General features: G+C 64.7%; 20 protein-coding genes and 2 pseudogenes. 12 read left to right on the top strand and 10 right to left on the bottom strand.

All coding sequences use genetic code 11. From position 1 onward, the window contains the following. Positions 1–6: 6 nt before the first annotated feature. Positions 7–651: a carboxymuconolactone decarboxylase family protein gene (locus ACOOGG_RS07160; protein WP_420433727.1), complete on the bottom strand. Its 645-nt coding sequence runs from the start codon at positions 649–651 to the stop codon at positions 7–9. Between the two features lie 381 nt (positions 652–1,032). Here ACOOGG_RS07160 and ACOOGG_RS07155 point away from each other — a divergent pair, with 381 nt between their 5' ends. Together ACOOGG_RS07155 and ACOOGG_RS07150 are read left to right on the top strand one after the other, a co-directional pair. Continuing rightward, the gene (locus ACOOGG_RS07155) at positions 1,033–1,431 is read left to right on the top strand and encodes a PIN domain-containing protein (protein WP_420433725.1); all 399 of its coding nucleotides are present in this window, start codon (positions 1,033–1,035) and stop codon (positions 1,429–1,431) included. A 22-nt stretch (positions 1,432–1,453) separates the two neighbouring features. Then, positions 1,454–2,407 carry a TIGR03564 family F420-dependent LLM class oxidoreductase gene (locus ACOOGG_RS07150; protein WP_420433723.1) on the top strand — a complete coding sequence of 318 codons (954 nt, stop codon included), beginning with the start codon at positions 1,454–1,456 and terminating at the stop codon, positions 2,405–2,407. Here ACOOGG_RS07150 and ACOOGG_RS07145 read toward each other — a convergent pair. The 6 genes from ACOOGG_RS07145 to ACOOGG_RS07120 form a co-directional block, all read right to left on the bottom strand. Further along, entirely contained in the window at positions 2,404–3,693 is a 1,290-nt protein-coding gene (locus tag ACOOGG_RS07145) for an amidohydrolase family protein (RefSeq protein ID WP_420433721.1), read from the bottom strand. The genes ACOOGG_RS07150 and ACOOGG_RS07145 overlap by 4 nt on opposite strands. A 241-nt stretch (positions 3,694–3,934) precedes the next feature. Beyond that, positions 3,935–4,342: a PIN domain nuclease gene (locus tag ACOOGG_RS07140; RefSeq protein ID WP_420435182.1), complete on the bottom strand. Its 408-nt coding sequence runs from the start codon at positions 4,340–4,342 to the stop codon at positions 3,935–3,937. Next, positions 4,339–4,533: a hypothetical protein gene (locus ACOOGG_RS07135; RefSeq protein WP_420433719.1), complete on the bottom strand. Its 195-nt coding sequence runs from the start codon at positions 4,531–4,533 to the stop codon at positions 4,339–4,341. The genes ACOOGG_RS07140 and ACOOGG_RS07135 overlap by 4 nt, the downstream gene beginning before the upstream one ends. Before the next feature lie 107 nt (positions 4,534–4,640). Beyond that, positions 4,641–5,630 carry an MDR family oxidoreductase gene (locus ACOOGG_RS07130; RefSeq protein ID WP_420433717.1) on the bottom strand — a complete coding sequence of 330 codons (990 nt, stop codon included), beginning with the start codon at positions 5,628–5,630 and terminating at the stop codon, positions 4,641–4,643. 218 nt (positions 5,631–5,848) lie between these two features. Then, positions 5,849–7,066: a CaiB/BaiF CoA transferase family protein gene (locus ACOOGG_RS07125; protein ID WP_420433715.1), complete on the bottom strand. Its 1,218-nt coding sequence runs from the start codon at positions 7,064–7,066 to the stop codon at positions 5,849–5,851. Between the two features lie 636 nt (positions 7,067–7,702). After that, positions 7,703–7,960: a hypothetical protein gene (locus ACOOGG_RS07120; protein WP_420435199.1), complete on the bottom strand. Its 258-nt coding sequence runs from the start codon at positions 7,958–7,960 to the stop codon at positions 7,703–7,705. Between ACOOGG_RS07120 and ACOOGG_RS07115 the strand changes: the two are divergent. Then, positions 7,925–8,053: pseudogene (locus ACOOGG_RS07115) on the top strand (transposase); the annotation flags it as partial. The gene ACOOGG_RS07120 and the pseudogene ACOOGG_RS07115 sit on opposite strands and share 36 nt — an antisense overlap. Beyond that, positions 8,004–8,165, top strand: a pseudogene (locus ACOOGG_RS07110) (hypothetical protein); the annotation flags it as partial. The pseudogenes ACOOGG_RS07115 and ACOOGG_RS07110, both read left to right, overlap by 50 nt. A 236-nt stretch (positions 8,166–8,401) precedes the next feature. On the opposite strand, the gene ACOOGG_RS07105 reads toward ACOOGG_RS07110, so the two are convergent. After that, entirely contained in the window at positions 8,402–9,529 is a 1,128-nt protein-coding gene (locus ACOOGG_RS07105; protein ID WP_420433713.1) for a tyrosine-type recombinase/integrase, read from the bottom strand. Positions 9,530–10,417: 888 nt separating this feature from the next. Here ACOOGG_RS07105 and ACOOGG_RS07100 point away from each other — a divergent pair. From ACOOGG_RS07100 to ACOOGG_RS07080, 5 genes are all read left to right on the top strand, one after another. Beyond that, positions 10,418–10,573, top strand: coding sequence for a hypothetical protein (locus ACOOGG_RS07100; protein WP_420433711.1), 156 nt, complete (start codon positions 10,418–10,420; stop codon positions 10,571–10,573). 406 nt (positions 10,574–10,979) lie between these two features. Further along, positions 10,980–11,162 (top strand): hypothetical protein, encoded by a 183-nt coding sequence (locus ACOOGG_RS07095; protein ID WP_420433709.1) that lies wholly within the window; start codon positions 10,980–10,982, stop codon positions 11,160–11,162. An 89-nt stretch (positions 11,163–11,251) separates the two neighbouring features. Beyond that, the gene (locus ACOOGG_RS07090; RefSeq protein WP_420433707.1) at positions 11,252–11,443 is read left to right on the top strand and encodes a hypothetical protein; all 192 of its coding nucleotides are present in this window, start codon (positions 11,252–11,254) and stop codon (positions 11,441–11,443) included. Positions 11,444–11,495: 52 nt separating this feature from the next. Continuing rightward, positions 11,496–11,987 (top strand): hypothetical protein, encoded by a 492-nt coding sequence (locus ACOOGG_RS07085; RefSeq protein ID WP_420433705.1) that lies wholly within the window; start codon positions 11,496–11,498, stop codon positions 11,985–11,987. A 415-nt stretch (positions 11,988–12,402) separates the two neighbouring features. Next, complete coding sequence (locus ACOOGG_RS07080) at positions 12,403–12,783, top strand: hypothetical protein (RefSeq protein WP_420433703.1); 381 nt, start codon at positions 12,403–12,405, stop codon at positions 12,781–12,783. 215 nt (positions 12,784–12,998) lie between these two features. Here the strand turns inward: ACOOGG_RS07080 and ACOOGG_RS07075 are convergent, their stop codons facing one another. Then, on the bottom strand, positions 12,999–13,148 hold the full coding sequence (locus tag ACOOGG_RS07075) for a hypothetical protein (RefSeq protein WP_420433701.1): 150 nt from the start codon (positions 13,146–13,148) through the stop codon (positions 12,999–13,001). Positions 13,149–13,337: 189 nt separating this feature from the next. On the opposite strand from ACOOGG_RS07075, the gene ACOOGG_RS07070 reads away from it, so the two are divergent. Continuing rightward, on the top strand, positions 13,338–14,504 hold the full coding sequence (locus ACOOGG_RS07070; protein WP_420433699.1) for a thiolase family protein: 1,167 nt from the start codon (positions 13,338–13,340) through the stop codon (positions 14,502–14,504). After that, positions 14,501–14,923: a Zn-ribbon domain-containing OB-fold protein gene (locus ACOOGG_RS07065; RefSeq protein ID WP_420433697.1), complete on the top strand. Its 423-nt coding sequence runs from the start codon at positions 14,501–14,503 to the stop codon at positions 14,921–14,923. Before ACOOGG_RS07070 ends, ACOOGG_RS07065 begins: the two co-directional genes overlap by 4 nt. Before the next feature lie 164 nt (positions 14,924–15,087). Here the strand turns inward: ACOOGG_RS07065 and ACOOGG_RS07060 are convergent, their stop codons facing one another. Beyond that, positions 15,088–15,990 (bottom strand): cation diffusion facilitator family transporter, encoded by a 903-nt coding sequence (locus ACOOGG_RS07060; RefSeq protein ID WP_420433695.1) that lies wholly within the window; start codon positions 15,988–15,990, stop codon positions 15,088–15,090. A gap of 41 nt (positions 15,991–16,031) precedes the next feature. On the opposite strand from ACOOGG_RS07060, the gene ACOOGG_RS07055 reads away from it, so the two are divergent. Next, positions 16,032–16,805, top strand: coding sequence for an enoyl-CoA hydratase (locus ACOOGG_RS07055; RefSeq protein WP_420433693.1), 774 nt, complete (start codon positions 16,032–16,034; stop codon positions 16,803–16,805). Positions 16,806–16,812 lie beyond the last annotated feature (7 nt).

Below are 16,812 nucleotides of genomic sequence, written 5' to 3'. Positions count from 1 at the left end.
ACACCACTAACGCTCGGGGTCGGCGGGGAAGCCCTTGCCCTCGAGTTCGGGGTCGAGGGGCAGGTCGAAGCAATTGAAGGCCACTGCCAAAGTGTCGTAGGCCCCCACGGTGAACAGCAGGTCCATGATCTGCCGAGTGTCGTAGGCCTCGGCCAGCTCATTCCAGATGGCATCCGACCATCGGTGGTTGTGGTGAAGCTCGTCCACCGCCCGAAGCACCAGTGCATCCTCAGCAGCCCATCCTTCAATGGATCCGGCGGCGGTACGATCGACCTCCTCGGCGGTCAGACCCACTTCGATGGCGGCGGCCGAATGCTGGACCCATTCGTATTCGCTGCGGCGCAGCCACGCCACCCGCAGCACCACCAGCTCGATAGCCCGTCCAGGCAGGGTGTTGAAGTAGAGGAGGTGGCGGTTGAACGACAAGAACGCCTCGGCCAACTCGGGATAGTGGGCCAGCACCGACAAGGCGTTGTTGGGCCGCCTCACCTGCTGTTTGCGGTCGGTTTTGCGCTTGTCGTAGGCCGATCCCGCTGGGGGGCGCATGGGCTCCATGGCGGCAAATGACTCGGTCGTCCACTCCGGCAACTCCAGCGGGGCTATCCGCGGCCTCCTGCCAAGGTTGTCGGTGTTGTCGGCCGAGCTGCTCACCCAATCCTCCTTGCATTTCTGCCCGGATGGTAATCGAACCTAGCCGGTGCTGATTGTTGATAAAGGCGCTACTTGTAGCTACTTTATGTCCATGAGGTCGGTTGGGATAAAAATACTAAATAGCCGATTGAGCGAGTATGTCCGTCTCGCCGCGTCGGGAGAGACAATCCTGGTTACCGATCGCGACCGGGTTGTGGCGGAATTGGGCCCGCTGAGGGAGACCCGTAGCCCGATCCTTGCTGACGCATTTCTGGCCGACGCCGTGCGGTCCGGGGTATTGAAACCTCCAGCACTAGCTGCTTCGGGGCCTCCACCGCGTCCCAGCCCAATTGCCTCATTCGACGAGGTCATGGCTGAATTGGATGGAAATCGACGCGATCGGTGATCTACCTCGATACATCCGTCGCGCTTGCGCAACTTCTGGCGGAGGATCGCCGGCCCCCGGATTCGCTGTGGGAGGAGACGCTGGTCTCAAGCAGGCTGTTGGAATACGAGATGTGGACGCCGCTTCATGCGCGAGGGCTGACCGAGTCCCACGGTGAGGCTGTCCGGGAGCTCATCGGAAGGATTGCGATCCTGGAGATGTCCCCGAAGGTGCTGGCTCGAGCACTGGACCCCTTTCCCGGACCTGTTCAGCTGCGGACTCTGGATGCCCTGCATCTGGCCTCATGCGGGTATCTGATCGACCAAGGCCAGGGGGTGGCGCTGGCTAGCTACGACCAGCGGATGACTGCGGTCGCCCGCTCGATGGGCATTCCCCTTTTCGAACTGGGAACCTAGTGGTCTGTCGCAGGGGGTCTTCATGCGGCTAGGACTGATGGTCGGGCCTGAGCGGCGCCGGTATGCCACCAAGACGGCCCGCATGATCGAAACGGCCCAACAGGCCGAAGATGACGGCTTTGCCTCGATTTGGATACCCCAGATCCCCGACGAGTTCGACGCCATGACCGCAGCCACATTGATCGGGACGGCCACCTCGAGGGTGGAGGTGGGCACTGCGGTGGTGGTGGCCCAAACCCGCCACCCAATCGCCCTGTGCCAACAGGTGCTATCGGTGCAGTTGGCCTGCGAAGGCCGTTTCGCCCTGGGGTTGGGGCCGTCGCACCACTGGATCGTGGAGGACATGCTGGGGCTGTCCTATGACCGGCCTGCGGCTCAGATCCGCTCTTACCTGGACGTGCTGGACCAGGCCTTGGCCGGTCCCGGTCCGGTCCAGGTTGACAATGAGCACTTCCAGATCGACAACCCGCTGGACATCGCCGACCAGCCCGCCACCCCGGTGCTGTTGGCCGCGCTGGGGCCGGTGATGCTGCGGCTGGCCGGCACCCGCACCGACGGCACAACGCTGTGGCTGGCCGACGAGCGGGCCGTCGGCGAGTTCATCGCCCCCCGGATCAACGCCGCGGCCGCTGAGGCCGGTCGCCCCCCGCCTCGGATCGTGGCCGGGGTGCCGGTGTGCTTGTGCGCTCCCGGCGAGGTGGACAACGCCAAGGCTCGGTCCGAGCGGTTGCTGGCCGAGGCCGAGGTGTCCCCCAACTACCAGCGGCTGCTGGACCGGGGCGACGCCCACGGGGTGTCCGACATCATGGCTGTGGGTGACGAGGCCGCGGTGCTGGCCCGACTGCGGTCGTTCGCCGACGCCGGGGTAACCGACTTGTCGGTGCGGGTACTGCCGGTAGGCGACGGCCGCGACGAGCTCATCGCCTCCAGCGAGCGCACCCGGGAGTTCCTGGCCTCGTTGACCCCGGGGATCTAGGCCGCGGGCTGGACCTGGTTGAGGGGGTTCATCCCCGGGCAGCCCTTGGCCCGCTCGGGGATCTCGGCGTAGTCAATGGGGGTGGCCACCTCGGCCTTGGTGGGGCAGAACTGCTCGGCCAGCGGGGCCAGCACCTCCAAGTCAAACCCGTAAACCTCAGCAGCATTGGTGGTGAGGATCTTGGTGGTCTCTGCCTCGGTGAGGTTGGCGAAGGTGAGCCTCAGGTGCTGGCGGGTGTGGGGGTGCGACCCCTCGATGTGGGGATAGTCGGAGCCCCACATGACGCGGTCGATCCCCACCGTGCGGGTGGTCAGTGCCTCAGAGGGCCTCAGGAACGATGCCCCGATATAGCACTGGCGGGCGAAGTATTCACTGGGGGTGAGCGACATGTCGGCCACCGCCTGGCTGCCGAACACGGTCTCGGAGCCGTACTTGGAGTACTTCATCCGGTGGAAGAAGCTCTCCAGCTTCTCCAGAGTCTCGGGCACCCAGGCGGTACCGGTCTCAGTGGTCACGTACTTCAGGGTGGGATAGCGCTCGAACACCCCCGAGAACATGAGGTGCCACAGCGCCCGCTGGGTCCACCAGGTGGCCTCCAGGATGAACATGGCCAACGACGAGGGGAAGTGGTTGCCGTAGTTGGGCGATCCGCCCCCGGCGTGGTGGTTCAGCGGCAGACCGGCAGCCGCGGTGGCTGCCCAGATGGGCTCGTAGCTCTTGGAGTACAGCGGCTCAAATGGCGAGTCGGGCGGAGCGCCGGGGATCAGCACGCCACCGGTCAGGCCGTTCTCGGCCGCCCACTCGATCTCCTTGACCGAGCCCTCCACGTCGCCCAAGAACACCTGGGCGATGCCGGCCCGGCGCCCGGGGGCCTGGCTCACAAAGTCGGCCACCCACCGGTTGTGAGCCCGCAGTCCGGCCCAGCGGTGCTCGAAGTTGTCGCTATAGGGCGGGGCCTCGAAGGCGGTGGCCGCCGGAGGGGCGAACGGGGGTTGGGTATTGGGGAACAGCACCTCGGCGATGAATCCGTCGGCCTCCTGCTCGGCTAGGCGGTCAGACGACGACCAATTGCGGTGGCCCCACACGTCGGGATCGCCGTCGACCCCGACCTCCATAGGGGTCCGCTCCATGCCGGCGAACATCTCCTTGCGCCGCTCGTTGAGGCCGTCCATAAAGTCGGCCCACTCGTCGAACTCGGCGTGATAGCGCGACTCCAAATAGGGCCTGTAGTCCCGCAGATCAGCCCCACAATGGGTGTCTGCGCTGATGACGATGTGATGTTCCATCGGTTTCTCCCGTTATGGAGCGATCCGGCTGATGTTTGCCATCTTAGGTTTGGACAGGTGATCCCCACGTAGCACAGCTAGTGGTGTGTCGCAGAAATAGCGCCGTGGATTGCGACGGCAGCGGCGTTCCTCGCAAGGCGCACCGACGCTGCCATACCCGGAGCGTACGGCAAGGAGGGGCAACGCCGCGAGGGGCGTCGATGCCTAGCAGGACACGCGCGATTATTTCTGCGACACACCACTAATCCACTGACCCCCGCGTGACGATCCATTCGCACTTTTGGCCGGTTGCCGTAGCGATGAAGTCGAAGTCGGAGTCGTAGTGAAGCAAGGTGAGCTGTTCCAGTTCGGCGGCGGCCGCGATGAGCAGGTCGGGGACTTTTCGCCCTCTTAGGCCTTGTTCGGCCAGTAGACGCTGCGTTTGGCGTGCTCGACGCATGTGCACGGCGGTTGTCTCGATAAGTCCCAGTTCCGAAAGGCTGTTAGCGAGTTTGTCCCACTCTTGGGCGTTTCGGGCAGAGAATCCGATCTCCAGGTCGGTGATGCCAGCCCGAGCAGCGCGACCAACAACAGCCAGCGGCTCTACAACCACTCGAATCGAGGGCTGAGACAGTCGGGTCAAAACGCTTGTATCAAGAAGGTGGGTCACCGCCACGCGTGCTCACGGTCTTCAAGATCGGCTTCGGCGAGCAAGTCGAGCGCTTCGGTAACTCGCGGAGCGCGGGGGAGGCCCGCGGCTTCTAGTGCTGCATTGACTGTTGCCTTGATGGTGTCGGTCCCCAATTCTGCACGGGCCGCAGAAAGAGCCTTCTCATCAATGTCTATCAGGTGTTTTCCCACGAAAAATTAGTATATACAAGTCGATTGACGTATATACCACTGCTTTTGGCTATAGGCGCCCTCGCGCTTTTGTCTGGGGCGAGTAGACGGAAATGGACCGCAGCGGGCTAGCGGTTCACGTCGATGACTACCCGGCCGCGGATAGCGCCGGCGAGGATGTCGGTGGCGGCGGCGGGGACGTCGGCAAGGCCGATGGTGGTGGTCATGGCGTCGAGCTTGGCGGTGTCGAGGTCGCGGGCCAGGCGGTTCCATGCTTGGGCTCGGCGCTCGGCGGGCTCGTAGACGCAGTTGACGCCAGCCAGGGTGACGGCCCGCAGGATGAACGGGGCCACTGAGCTGGGAAGGTCCATGCCCTGGGCCAGTCCGCATGCAGCCACGCATCCGTGGGGCTGGGTCTGGGAGATGATGTTGGCCAGGGTGTGGCTGCCCACGGTGTCGACTCCTCCAGCGAAGCGGGCCTTGCCCAGGGGTCGGGCTGGGCCGGAGAGCTCGTCGCGGTGGATCAGCTCGGCCGCGCCCAGCTCTCGCAGGTAGTCGCCTTCAGACTCGATGCGGCCGCTGGAGGCCACCACCTCATAGCCAAGCTCGGCCAGTACAGCCACGGCCACGCTACCCACCCCGCCGGCGGCGCCGGTCACCACCACCGGGCCGGAATCGGGGGCGATATCGTGCTCCTCTAAGGCCAGTACGCACAGCATGGCGGTGTAGCCCGCGGTGCCCACGGCCATGGCCTGATGGGTGGTGTAGGCGTCGGGCAAGGGGGTGAGCCAGCCGCCGTCCAGTGCCGCCCTGGCGGCCATTCCCCCCCAGTACGACTCGCCCAGGTCCCAGCCGTTCACGATTACCCCGTCGCCCGGCGACCACGCGGGGTCGCCGCTGCTGGCCACTATGCCGGCCAGATCGATGCCGGGGATCATCGGCCAGTTGCGCACGATGGGGACGCCGTTCACGATGGCCAGGCCGTCTTTGTAGTTGAGCGTGGAGTAGTCCACGTCCACGATCACCGGCCGGTCGGGCAGCTCGGCATCGTCCAACTCAGTGATGGCGTGGGAGCGGTTGCCGTCGTCGTCTTGGCTAAGGAGTAGGGCTCTGAACATCCCGCCAGCCTTTCAGACGTGTCGTTGGTTGCTCCATCCGGCGGGACGGCGGACTTTGTTGTTACCACCACCCGGCGGGCATCGGGGGGCTCTGTTTGATGGGGTCTTGGTGGCGGGTCCTGTCCCGGCCCAGCCCGCCGTCTTCGCAGAGCTGCGGGCGGCGGGCTGGGCCGGGCCACCCCCCACCACGACCCATTTTGCGGCCCCCCGAAGCCCGCCTACCCGAGGGCTCCTGCGGACTTAAGGCGGTTGATTTCCTCTTCCGTGAGGCCGGCAATGCTCTTTAGGACTGAATAGGTGCTGGTGCCGAGGGTTTCGGCTGGGGTTTGGTCGGTGTTAGAGCGGGAGAATTTGATGGGGAAGGCCGGTCCGAGCCGATCGCTGGGTTCGGAGGAGTGGGGATGGTGGAGGGGGACTAGGGCCTGGCGGTGCTGGATCTGGGGGTCGTCGGCCGATGCGTAGGCCGAGGCCACTGCTCCGGCGGGTACCCGGATGGCGTGAAGACGGGCCAGCGCCGCCTCGGTGGTGCGGGCCGCCATCCACTCTGAGACCCCTTCGCATATCTCGGCCCGATTGGCTGCTCGAACCGGAATAGTGGGTCCTAGATCCCATAGGTCGGGGCGGTTCATCTCCTCAGTGAGACGCTCGAATTGGGAGTCGGAGGTCACCACCAGGGTCACCCAGCCGTCTTGGCATTCAAAGGTGTCCAAGATGCCCCGGGGGTCGCCGTTGCCGATCCGGTCGGGCATGCCCCGCTCTCGGTAGAGGTCCAGAGGCTCGTCCCACAGCATGGTGACCAGGCTGTCGAGCATGGCCACGTCGATGTGCTGGCCTTGCCCGTCGATGTCCCGTTGGCGCAATGCCGCTACTACGCCGAGGGCGCACAACGCGGCGGGAAACTGGTCGCCAACGGTGGCCCCGGCCTTGATGGGCGGACCGTCGGGGAACCCAGACTTGGCCATCAGCCCCGACCGCCCCTGAATGATGAGGTCCATAGAAGCCAGATCGGCGTCGGGACCATCTGGCCCATAGCCGGTAATGGAGGCATGAATCAGCCGGGGGTTCAGTTCCGAAAGTATCTCATAGCCCACCCCCAGCGAGTCCATGACCCCAGGCCGGAAGTTGTCCACCAAAACGTCAACATTGGCCACCAGCCGCCGAAAAGCGTCCGCTCCTTCGGAACGCCCCAAATCCAGAACCACGCTCCGCTTCCCCCGCCCCTTGCGCAGATAGCTGATCCCGATGTCATCAGGCCCCATAGCCTCCGACTGCTCACCATCAGCCCCCACCCAAGGCGGAATCCGCCAAGTCACATCCCCACCCGGTGGATCAACCCGAATTACCTCCGCCCCCAGCGAAGCCAACAACCAAGTACAAACCGGCCCCGAAACCACCCGAGTCAAGTCAACAACCCGAACCCCCGATAACGGCTTCATGTTCTTTTGCTTATCACTCCTCAAGTCGCAACCCACCAAGTCGGCGACCAGTCATTTTGCCCATGGTCAAACACCCAAGACGGGTGGACGGGGAACTGATCCTTACCCTTAGTCCTAGATGCTTTGGTCTGCTGGCTGCGCTTGTCATCACGGCTTGCGCCGCGAGAGACGATCCCGGAGCGCCGACACCCAGCGCAGCCATCGCCGATTCTGCTGCTAAGGCGGATCCTGATCCGCGGTCTGCTGACGTTGTCCCGTCTGCATCGGCAGCTGAGGCAAATGCCAGTGGTGCTCCCGCGGCTCCTGTTCCAGCCCCAACCTCGATTCTGCCCCCGCGTGCCGTGCCCACCGGCCGCAGTACAGCCGTTTCGACTGGAAGCACGCACACTTGCGCCATCGGGACTGACCGTGCCATCACCTGTTGGGACTGGACCACCAATCTGCCCCAAGGCGTCAAATGGGCCAGCTAGCCGAACACATCCAATGTCATCTGCATTTGGCTTTCGCCGCCCATTAGATACCGGCACTACAACTTAAGTCAACAACCCGCACTGAACCTCACCGGCAGCGTGAATCCAACATCACGCCTACACCAAACCCAGGGACCACCACAGCCTGCGCAAAACCCGGAGAGGTTCAGCTCGCACTTTGATGCTTCACCACGTCGGGGACCAGATCGCCAAGCTGCCCACCGAGGTGCGCGACCAGCTCGACACCGGCGGCAAGATCGAAGCCCGGCTGCGCCGCCTCGAACACATCGACCCCGAAACATGCACGACCCCAGCGGGCCGGCACCGGCACCAATGGCTCCAGAACTTCTCCGGCCAACACCGTGCCGCCCGTAGCGAGATCCGCCGATTGGAACGGCTGATCGACGAGCTGCTCGACCGTCACGGCACCACCTTGCGCGACGAGCCAGGCATCGGCCCGATCTCAGCTGCCACGCTGCTGTGCGAGGTCGGCGACCCCACCCGATTCGACCGCGAGCCCCGAATTCGCCCGCTGGTGCGGCACCGGCGCCGTCGCCCTGTCCTCGGGCGAAGGCAACGGGGATCCCGTAAAGCACCGGCTCGACTTCAAAGGCAACCGGCGCATCAACTCAGTGCTGCACATCGCGTCGGTCACCCAGCAGCGCAGCCAGCCCGAAGCGATTGCCTACCTCACCCGCAAAACAGGCGAAGGCAAAACCCGACGCGAAGCCTGCCGAGGCCACAAACGCCACCTCGCCAACTGAGTCATCCGCCGAATGTGGCGCGACGAACAAACCCGAAACCAGCCACTCGCGCTCGCCGCTTGACAAGGGAGCGTCTGACAGACCCTGGAGGTCTGCGCGGCCTATGCGGCTAGTGGGTTGGCCTTGGTCTGCGACAGGGGCTGTCGGCGTGGTCTTTTGGCGGTGGGGGGGTGTTGGGTTTGGAGGTGTTTGGCGGCTGGGTTGTCGTTGGCGGCGAGGTGTTTGGTGTAGTGGGCGATCATTGCGGGGGTGGTCCATCGGCCTGCGAGCATGATGGCGGCCATGTCGACGTTGTTGGCGACGAGGTCTTGGGCCATGCCTACGCGCGGGGAGTGGGAGGAGATGTTGGCGGGGTCGATGCTGGCGGCTTGGGCGGCTGCTTTGATACGGCGGTTGAGGGTGGTGGCTGAGAAGTTGAAAATGCGGTCTTCGGGATCGGCGTCTGGGGGGTTGATGCGCTGGAGTGCCTGGTAGGCGGACTCGGAGATGGGCGCGAACGCGCCATTGGCGGTCTGGTCGGTCTTTGAGCGGCGGATCCGCACCAAGCCGCATCTCCCGTCTTCCGCCATGTTGATGTCGGACCACCTGAGTGCGAGGAGCTCGGAACTGCGCAGCAGGGGGTCGTGGGCGACGGCGACTAGGGCGATGTCGATCACCGCGCGCTGTGCGGCTTGTTCAGGGGTTTCCAGCCGCGCGCCGGGCTGGTTGCGCCGCGGCTCGAAGGCGGCGTCGGCGATCAGATCGAGGTGGTGCCGGCGCAGGGGGGCGGCCTGTTTGGGGATATAGCCCTCTTCGGCGGCCTGGCGTCTCAGCCCCGACCGCACACGGCGCACCCGGGGGTCGCGGGCGGGGTTGGGATCGAGTAGTTCGTCGTGTTTGTGGGCGACTGCGGCGAGGTAGACGTCCAAGGTGTTGGGCTTTTTGCCCTGGTCGGCCAGCCAGACCAGCCACCTCTGGAGGTCTTGGGGGCGGGCGGGAAGCACCGGCACACCGTGGTCGGACGCCCACGACGACCAGTTCCTCCACCCGCACCGGTAGGTCTTGCGGGTGCTGGGGGCAAGACTGGCTGCTTTGGCATCGGCGACCAACCGGTCCATGTCCTCAGCGCTCAACCCGGGGCCGGGCGAGGCATCAGGAATCGGCGCGCCGTTGGGGCTGTCGGCCCCGCATACGCACGCGACGACGTCGCCCCGCGCAGTGTTGGTGAAACTTCCTGTTGTGGGGTTCATGGCCGCTGCAATAGCAGCCCGGCGGAGCGCTGGCATCATCGCATGCCCATGCCCTAGCTACAAACCGCTCATACACCTATGCAACGGTTAATTGCCCTTAACCTTTAGCTGGGAACCGGGGCGCTTGTCAACCAACCTGGAAACCTTGCCAGCCCGGAGGTCCGGCCAGGTAATGCCGACAGCTCGCGGGCCTGGGTTTATGTCCGGCCCCTCCGCTAGCTGAAACCTTCGGGATGGACAGCCTCCGAGGCGGGAACCGGCCCGAATTGGCGCTGAGCGATACTGGCCACACCGCCATAGCAGCCCCGCCCAAAGCCGAGAACCCGGTTTGAGCCCGCCAGACCCAAACTGAGCGATCCCCCTGTACCGCAGCGGTTTCCGAGTCTCGCCCGCCACCGCCTATCCCTTGAGGCCGTGGCTCCAAAGCAGTGCTTAAGGGCAATTAACCGCCACCTTCAAAATGGAGGAATCAAATGCCTCGACTGCTTACCCTGGGCTCTGCGAGGAGAGCCCTATCCCTGGCACTTGTGACCGCTGTTCTCGCCACGGCGCTCACAGTGACTCCGATATCTGACGATGTGCCGCTGATCGGCGGCACAGACGAACAGGCTTCGGCTCAGTGCTTCCTCCCCAGCTGGATGTGTGAGGGGCACCCTGCAAGTGATGCAGCGGAACTCACCAACCAAATCGTCACCTGGGTGTGGGTCAAGGTCTGGGTGGTGACATGCCACCCCGTGACGGGCGGCGGGCTTGCTGGAGCGGGGTTGGCCAAGAGCGCTGCTGGGGCTGCCAGGGTAGCTGCCAACGTTGGGTATGCTGGTGCTACCGTCGCTCTCGTGTGCACAGGGCGATGGGTCTGGCAGCGAGTCAGGGGATAGATATAGCCACATGGGCACAATTAGAGCTGTCGCCAAGGACATCGGCAGGTTCCTGACGTTCCGTTACGACTTGGACACTCCGCTGACAAGGACCGAGAAGATCGCCATTCAGGTGGTCGCTGTTGCATCCTTCGCAGTCGTTTTGACGCTGTGGCTGCTGGGCTAGCTCCTGCCTGACAACATCTGGCAATTGAGAAAGCATCGAGTCAATCGGCTCGGTGCCTTCTCGAGTACAGCGAGAAAAGCGGGGCGGAAACCGATTAGTCGAGGAGTTCGCCGCCATCTTGAGGTGATTTGCCAAATGCCTGAGAATTCGCCCATTGGGACGAAATCGGACCGTAGGGTTTGCCCGGCAGGGGATTGTCAGCGCTTTCTGCGTGGAGGCTTGAAACCTATGGTCGATAAGCACGTTTTGCGACCGGCAGGGGTGTGGGACCCGTCTGATGCGGGCTTTGAGCATCCTCAGCCGTTCTCCCAGGGGATCGTGTGCGACTCCGGTCGGATGGCTTTTGCCGCTGGGCAGGTCGCTCTGGAGCCCGACGGTACCGTTATCGGGGCGGCTGTGCACGTCGATGGTCGCCATGCTCGTTTTCATTCTGGGGGTGACAGCCGCAGAAGGCATCGCCATCCTGGTCGCCACCGCGGTGTTCGACCTGTCGGGTAATGCGAAGCTGGCCGTCAGCCTGGCGGTGCTCGTCGCGGCGACGCTCGTCGGCGCTGAAATCCCGAGGCGCTGCGACCGGCGCGGGCGGTGACCCGGCTAGGCGTCGCCTTGGCGCTGGCCGGACTCCTGGTCGTAGCGTGCTGCGCATCCGGCAGCGCCGGAGACTGAGAGCAGTCAGCTATGGGCCAAGCCCACGCCGAGCAGCGGTGGCAGGAGGAGTTCGAGCGGCACCTCCTCGCCGACGAAGCCTACTTGCACAACCCCGGATCAAGCTCCGCGCTCGCCGACCACGACCATTCGGCAGAGATGCTCCTCAGCGTGCGCGCCGACATGATCGCCGCCGAGGCGGAAACCCGGAACAAGTGCGGCTAGCCCGCCACCGCTTATCGCTCCCTCTTGCGAACGACGACTCCGCTGGGCCCCGATGCGCCCTACCTGTTCCAGCCTTCGGATTCCCTGGAGCCGAATCGGCAGCGGCATACGCGACTACATCAACGGCATCATGGAATACCTGGGCGAAGCAGAACTGGAGAAGTCGCGCAGCTACCAAGCTTTAGACAGGGTGATCTTCACTTACGTTTGCACGCCCTATGGCCAAGTCGGTGGAGCTTACGGCTCCTATTGGACCGCCTCAGCGGCACATCAAGCAGCCCTGGAAGCGGGCCGCACCGCCACCCAGGTGGCCAGAGCCGCCGGATATGTCGGTCTCACCATCATGGTTGCCCACATTGGCTATTGCTCCATACCTCGCTCCGACCCAACGCCGGGTCCGACGCCCGATCCGACGCAGACCCCTGATCTGACGCCGACCCCTGATCCAAGACCTCACAAGCCTGGCAACTATTGCGCCGGTACCTGGACCTATGGGCAGATGGCACCAGGCGGGGCTACCGCCTGGTACTACAAGTCGTGGTGATCGCCTAAGGCAGAGATGGGCCCCTCCCCGGCATAACTTCTGCTGGGGAGGGGGTCTGTTCATACGTGGAACGCCCCAGATGTCGGCGCGGTTGCCGCTCAGCGCCCGACGCGGCCAGCGTCCGGCATGGTGGCCTCAGCGCCTCAGCTGCTGCCGTGAGCGCTCAGGGCAATGAGTTCCGGCGCGGTGGCCTCAGATGCCCCAGGGGCGCTCTAGGGGCCCAGGGCCTCGAAGCCCGAGGCCTCCAGCGGAACTGGTGGCGGTCAGCTCCCCAAGGGCGAGTGATGCCGTAGCTGGTCTTCTGCCTCCATGCGAGGAATCAGCTACGGTCTGGAGTTGCAGTCGAAATCCTTGACCTGGGGCCACCAAACATGCGGTTTCCCTTGCGACCACAAGCTCCAACAAGGAGAGCCAAATGGGATTCCTCGCTTCGCTGGCCACAGCGGCCATCATCGCCGCGACATGTCTGCTGCTCCAGTTCTCCCAGCCGATCGACAACGACATTCTGTGGGGCTTCGTTTCTATCGCGGTTCCCGCGTTCATCGGCTTCGGCTTCTTCTTCGACCGGTGGAGTAAGCCGCGAGACAGGTCCCTCTTGAGCGAAGAGCGCTTCGTCCGCCGCTTCCAGCGCACAAGCCGGGCAACCCTGGCCGCTATTGTCGTCTGGGCCTTGGTCGCCGCCTTAGTGCCGGGGGCCACCGCCTATGCCCACGAGGGCGAATGGCAAGACCGCGAAACCGGCGAATACAGAGAAGAGCCGACCGGAGAGACAAGAACCGAGGACGTCTACGACTAGGTCACCGTCTTCCCCAAACTCCGCATCCCTCCCTCCACCGAGACCTATCCCACGACTAGGAGCGTGGAAGTCTGCGCGTGGTTCGGGTGCTTACTCACGGAGGTTGTTGATGGTCGGTGTCTTTCGTGAGCGGAAGGCTCCGTGGCCTCCCGCCCTACCGCGGTGATACAGCCACAAGGTGTTGCATCCACTAGGTGAATCCAGCCTGTTGGCCCCTATTCTCCGCGGACTGTTCGGCAGAAGCTGGTGTCCGGGTCGTCGAGGTCGATCACCTTATGGCCCGCGGCTGATGCCAGCGAGCGCAGGAGGGTGGATTTTCCCACCGACCGAGGCCCCTGAAGGGCCATCACGGGTATCTCGTCCATCTGCTGGACGACGACATCCTCAATTCGGCGGATCAGCTCCCGAATAGCAATAAAGTACCACTTCAGACGAGTTTCTGGATAACTAGAGGCATTTATCTCGGGAAATCCGAGGGCTTTTTCTCGGGAAACTGGAGGCATGGTGGCGGTCGTGTCGCCGGGGGCGTGCAGGGGCGACTAGACATTTAGCTCGTGGCCAAACACCCATTTCACGACGTCGCCATCGTCGGCATCGCCAACTCCGAACAGGCCCGTGTCCTCGAAGGCCATGACTCCACGACGATCACCTTCCAAGCCGTCCACCGCGTCCTAGCCGACACCGGCTTGACCCCATCAGACATAGACGGCATCGCCGCCGGCCCATTTAGCGGCCCGCTCACCTACTACATGCGCAATGGTCCAGCCTGGCGGAACCACATGGCCCCGTCCATCCCCATCATTCTGGATGCCGCCTCCGCCATCGCCACCGGCCAGTGCCACACCGTGTTGGTGGCCCACGGATCGGCCGGCGTCTACACCGAGCGGGCCTCCACCGCGCCGTGGACCCGGCCAGCCCACGAGTTTGTGGTGGCCTACGGCATGTTCACGGCGGCTGAGTTCGCCCTGATCGCCCAGCGCCACATGCACATGCACGGCACCACCCCTGAGCAGTTGGCCACGGTGGCCGCCACCATCCGCAACAACGGCCACGCCCACCCCGAGGCGGTGTACCACGGGCGAGGGCCGTTCACCCCAGACGACATCTTGGCGTCGCGCATGGTGGCCGACCCGTTCCACCTGCTCGACTGCGCCATGACCTCAGAGGGGGCGTGTGCGCTGATCCTCACCACCCGGGAGCGGGCCCAGGATCTGCCCACCAAGCCGGTGTACATCCTGGGAGGGGCGTGCGATAGCTTCGGGCCCTCCTACCAGCATCCCCCGGCGTGGGATCTGGCCGGTCCCAGCGGCCGCAACAACGGTTACACCGGCCGGTGGGCGGCCCAGAAGTCGTTCGCCATGGGCGAGCTCGGCCCCACCGATGTGGACGTGTGCGAGTTCTACGACCCGTTCTCGTTCGAGATCATCCGCCAGTTCGAGGCCTACGGGTTCTGCGAGGAGGGCGAGGGTGGCGATTTTATAATGGACGGCTGCATCGGCCCCGGCGGCCGGTGTCCGGTGACCACCGACGGGGGCACCATGTCGTTCAGCCACGGTGGAGCCGCGGTGCAGCAGCTCCAGCGGGTCATACGGGGGGTGGAGCAGCTTCGGGGTACTTGCGCCACGGCCCAAGTGCCCGACGCCCAAGTGGCCATGTGCTCCAACGGCGGTGCCGGTGCGCTGTTCACCGATGTGATGCTGCTGGGAGCGGAGACCCCATGAGCGAAATCCTGCAACCCCAGTCGCCTGGCATCCCCCTGCCGGTGCCCACCCTGTTCTCCCAGCCCTACTGGGATGGCTGCCAGATCGGCGAGCTCCGCTACCAGCGGTGCCGGGACTGCGGCGCCATCACCATGGACCCGGCACCGGCCTGCTCGGCCTGCTTCTCGCCCAACCTCGACTGGGAGGTCAGCACCGGGCAGGGCGAGGTGTACTCCTGGACCACCGTGTGGCGCCCCCAGACCCCGGCATTCACCGTTCCCTACGTGGCGGTGATCGTGACACTGGACGAAGGCTTCTGGCTGCTGGCCAACCTCATCAACTGCCCAGTCGACGCCGTTCACGTCGGAATGCGGGTCAAGACCGTCTTCGTGGAGATGAGCGAAGAAATCACCCTGCCCTACTTCGAGCCGGCTGGCTAGTGGTGTGTCGTGGGTTTAGCGCCGTGGATTGCGACGGCAGCGGCGTTCCTCGCAAGGCGCACCGACGCAGCCATACTCAGAGCGTACGGCGAGGAGGAGCAACGCCGCGAGGGGCGTCGATGCCTAGCAGGACACGAGCGAATAAACCCACGACACACCACTGGCTAGCTGGAGGGCTCCAAGTAGACGTGGGTGGCAGCGGGGACGGTGTCGCGCAGGCGAGCCTCCACCGCGGCTATGGCCGCGGGCATCTGGTCGCCGGATAAGTGGTCGGCGAAGTCCACTTCGGCGGCCACCAGCAGTTCCTCGGGGCCGAGGTGCTGGGTGCGTAGGTCCACCAGCCGGTCGATCTCGGGCGAATTCTCCAGCGCCGACCGCAGTCGCTCCCGGTCTTCAGCGGTGGCGCTCTCGCCAATCAGCAGGCTCTTCATCTCGATGGCCAGCACGATGGCGATGATCCCCAAGAGCACGCCGATCACCAGGGTGCCCACGCCGTCCCAGCGGGGCTCGCCGGTGACCTCGGCCAGCACCACGGCAATGAGGGCGAACACCAAGCCGAACATGGCGCCCAGGTCTTCGAGCAGCACCACCGGCAGCTCGGGGGTGCGGGAGCGACGGATGAACGTGCCCCACGAGAGCTTGCCCCGCACCTTGTTGGACTCCACGATGGCGGTGCGGAACGACAAAGACTCCACCACGATGCCGAAGATCAGGATCCCGATGGCCACCCAGAGCGATTCCAGTTCGTGGGGATGGCGCACCTTCTCGATCCCTTCGTTGATGGCGAACAGTGCGCCCAGGGTGAACAGGATGATGGAGACCACAAACGACCAGAAGTAGCGCTCCCGGCCGTAGCCGAACGGATGTCGGGGGGTGGGATCCCGCTTGGACAGCCGGCCGCCCAAAAGCAACAGGGCCTGGTTGCCGGTGTCGGCGCAGGAGTGGACGCTCTCGGCCAGCATGGAGGCCGAGCGGGTCACGGCGAAGCCCACGAACTTGGCGATGGCGATGGCCAAGTTGGCGAATAGAGCGGCCAATACTGCCTTGGTGCTGCCTCCTGCGGCCATGCCCCAATGGGTAGCACACCTAGGGCGGGTATTCTCGTGTTGTGTTCAGCATTGAGAGCGATGGACCGGTAGCCCGCGTAACCCTCAACAATCCGAAGCGGCGCAACGCGCTGAGCTTAGAGTTGATGGAGGCCCTCGTCGAGGCGCTCCACAAGTTGGGGGAGCGTACCGACGTCGCAGTGATCGTGATGGCGGCCGAGGGTCCGGCGTTCTCCGCCGGCCACGACCTGTCGGAGATGGTCGACCGGGACGCCCAGTTCTACGACGACCTGTTCGAAGTGTGCACCGAGTTGATGGAGGCCGTCCACGCCGTGCCCCAGCCGGTGATCGCCGAGGTGGCTGGGGTGGCCACCGCCGCCGGTTGTCAGCTGGTGGCGGCCTGCGACTTGGCGGTGGCATCCACCGAGGCCACCTTCGCCACCCCCGGCGTGCGCATCGGCCTGTTCTGCTCCACTCCGATGGTTCCCATCTCCCGGGCAGTGGGCCGCAAGCGGGCTATGGAGATGCTGCTCACCGGCGAGCCCATCGACGCTTCTACCGCGGCTGATTGGGGCCTGGTGAACCGGGTGGTGCCTCCCGATGAGCTGCGGGCCGCGGTCGACGAGCTGGCCGGCCGGATCACCCGGTTCAGCGACCACACCATCGCCATCGGCAAGCAGGCGTTCTACCGCCAACTCGACTGCGGAGAGCCCGAGGCTTACGAACTGACCAAACAGGTCATGGCGGCCAACTCGGCAACCGCCGACGCCCAAGAGGGCATCGATGCCTTCTTGGCCAAGCGCTCCCCCTCGTGGTCGGGCCGCCAAGGGCAGTAGTTTCCCG

The organism is Candidatus Poriferisocius sp. (assembly GCF_965214065.1).
Taxonomy (GTDB): Bacteria; Actinomycetota; Acidimicrobiia; order Acidimicrobiales; family Bin134; genus Poriferisocius.
This window is presented reverse-complemented; position numbering and strand designations above follow the sequence as displayed.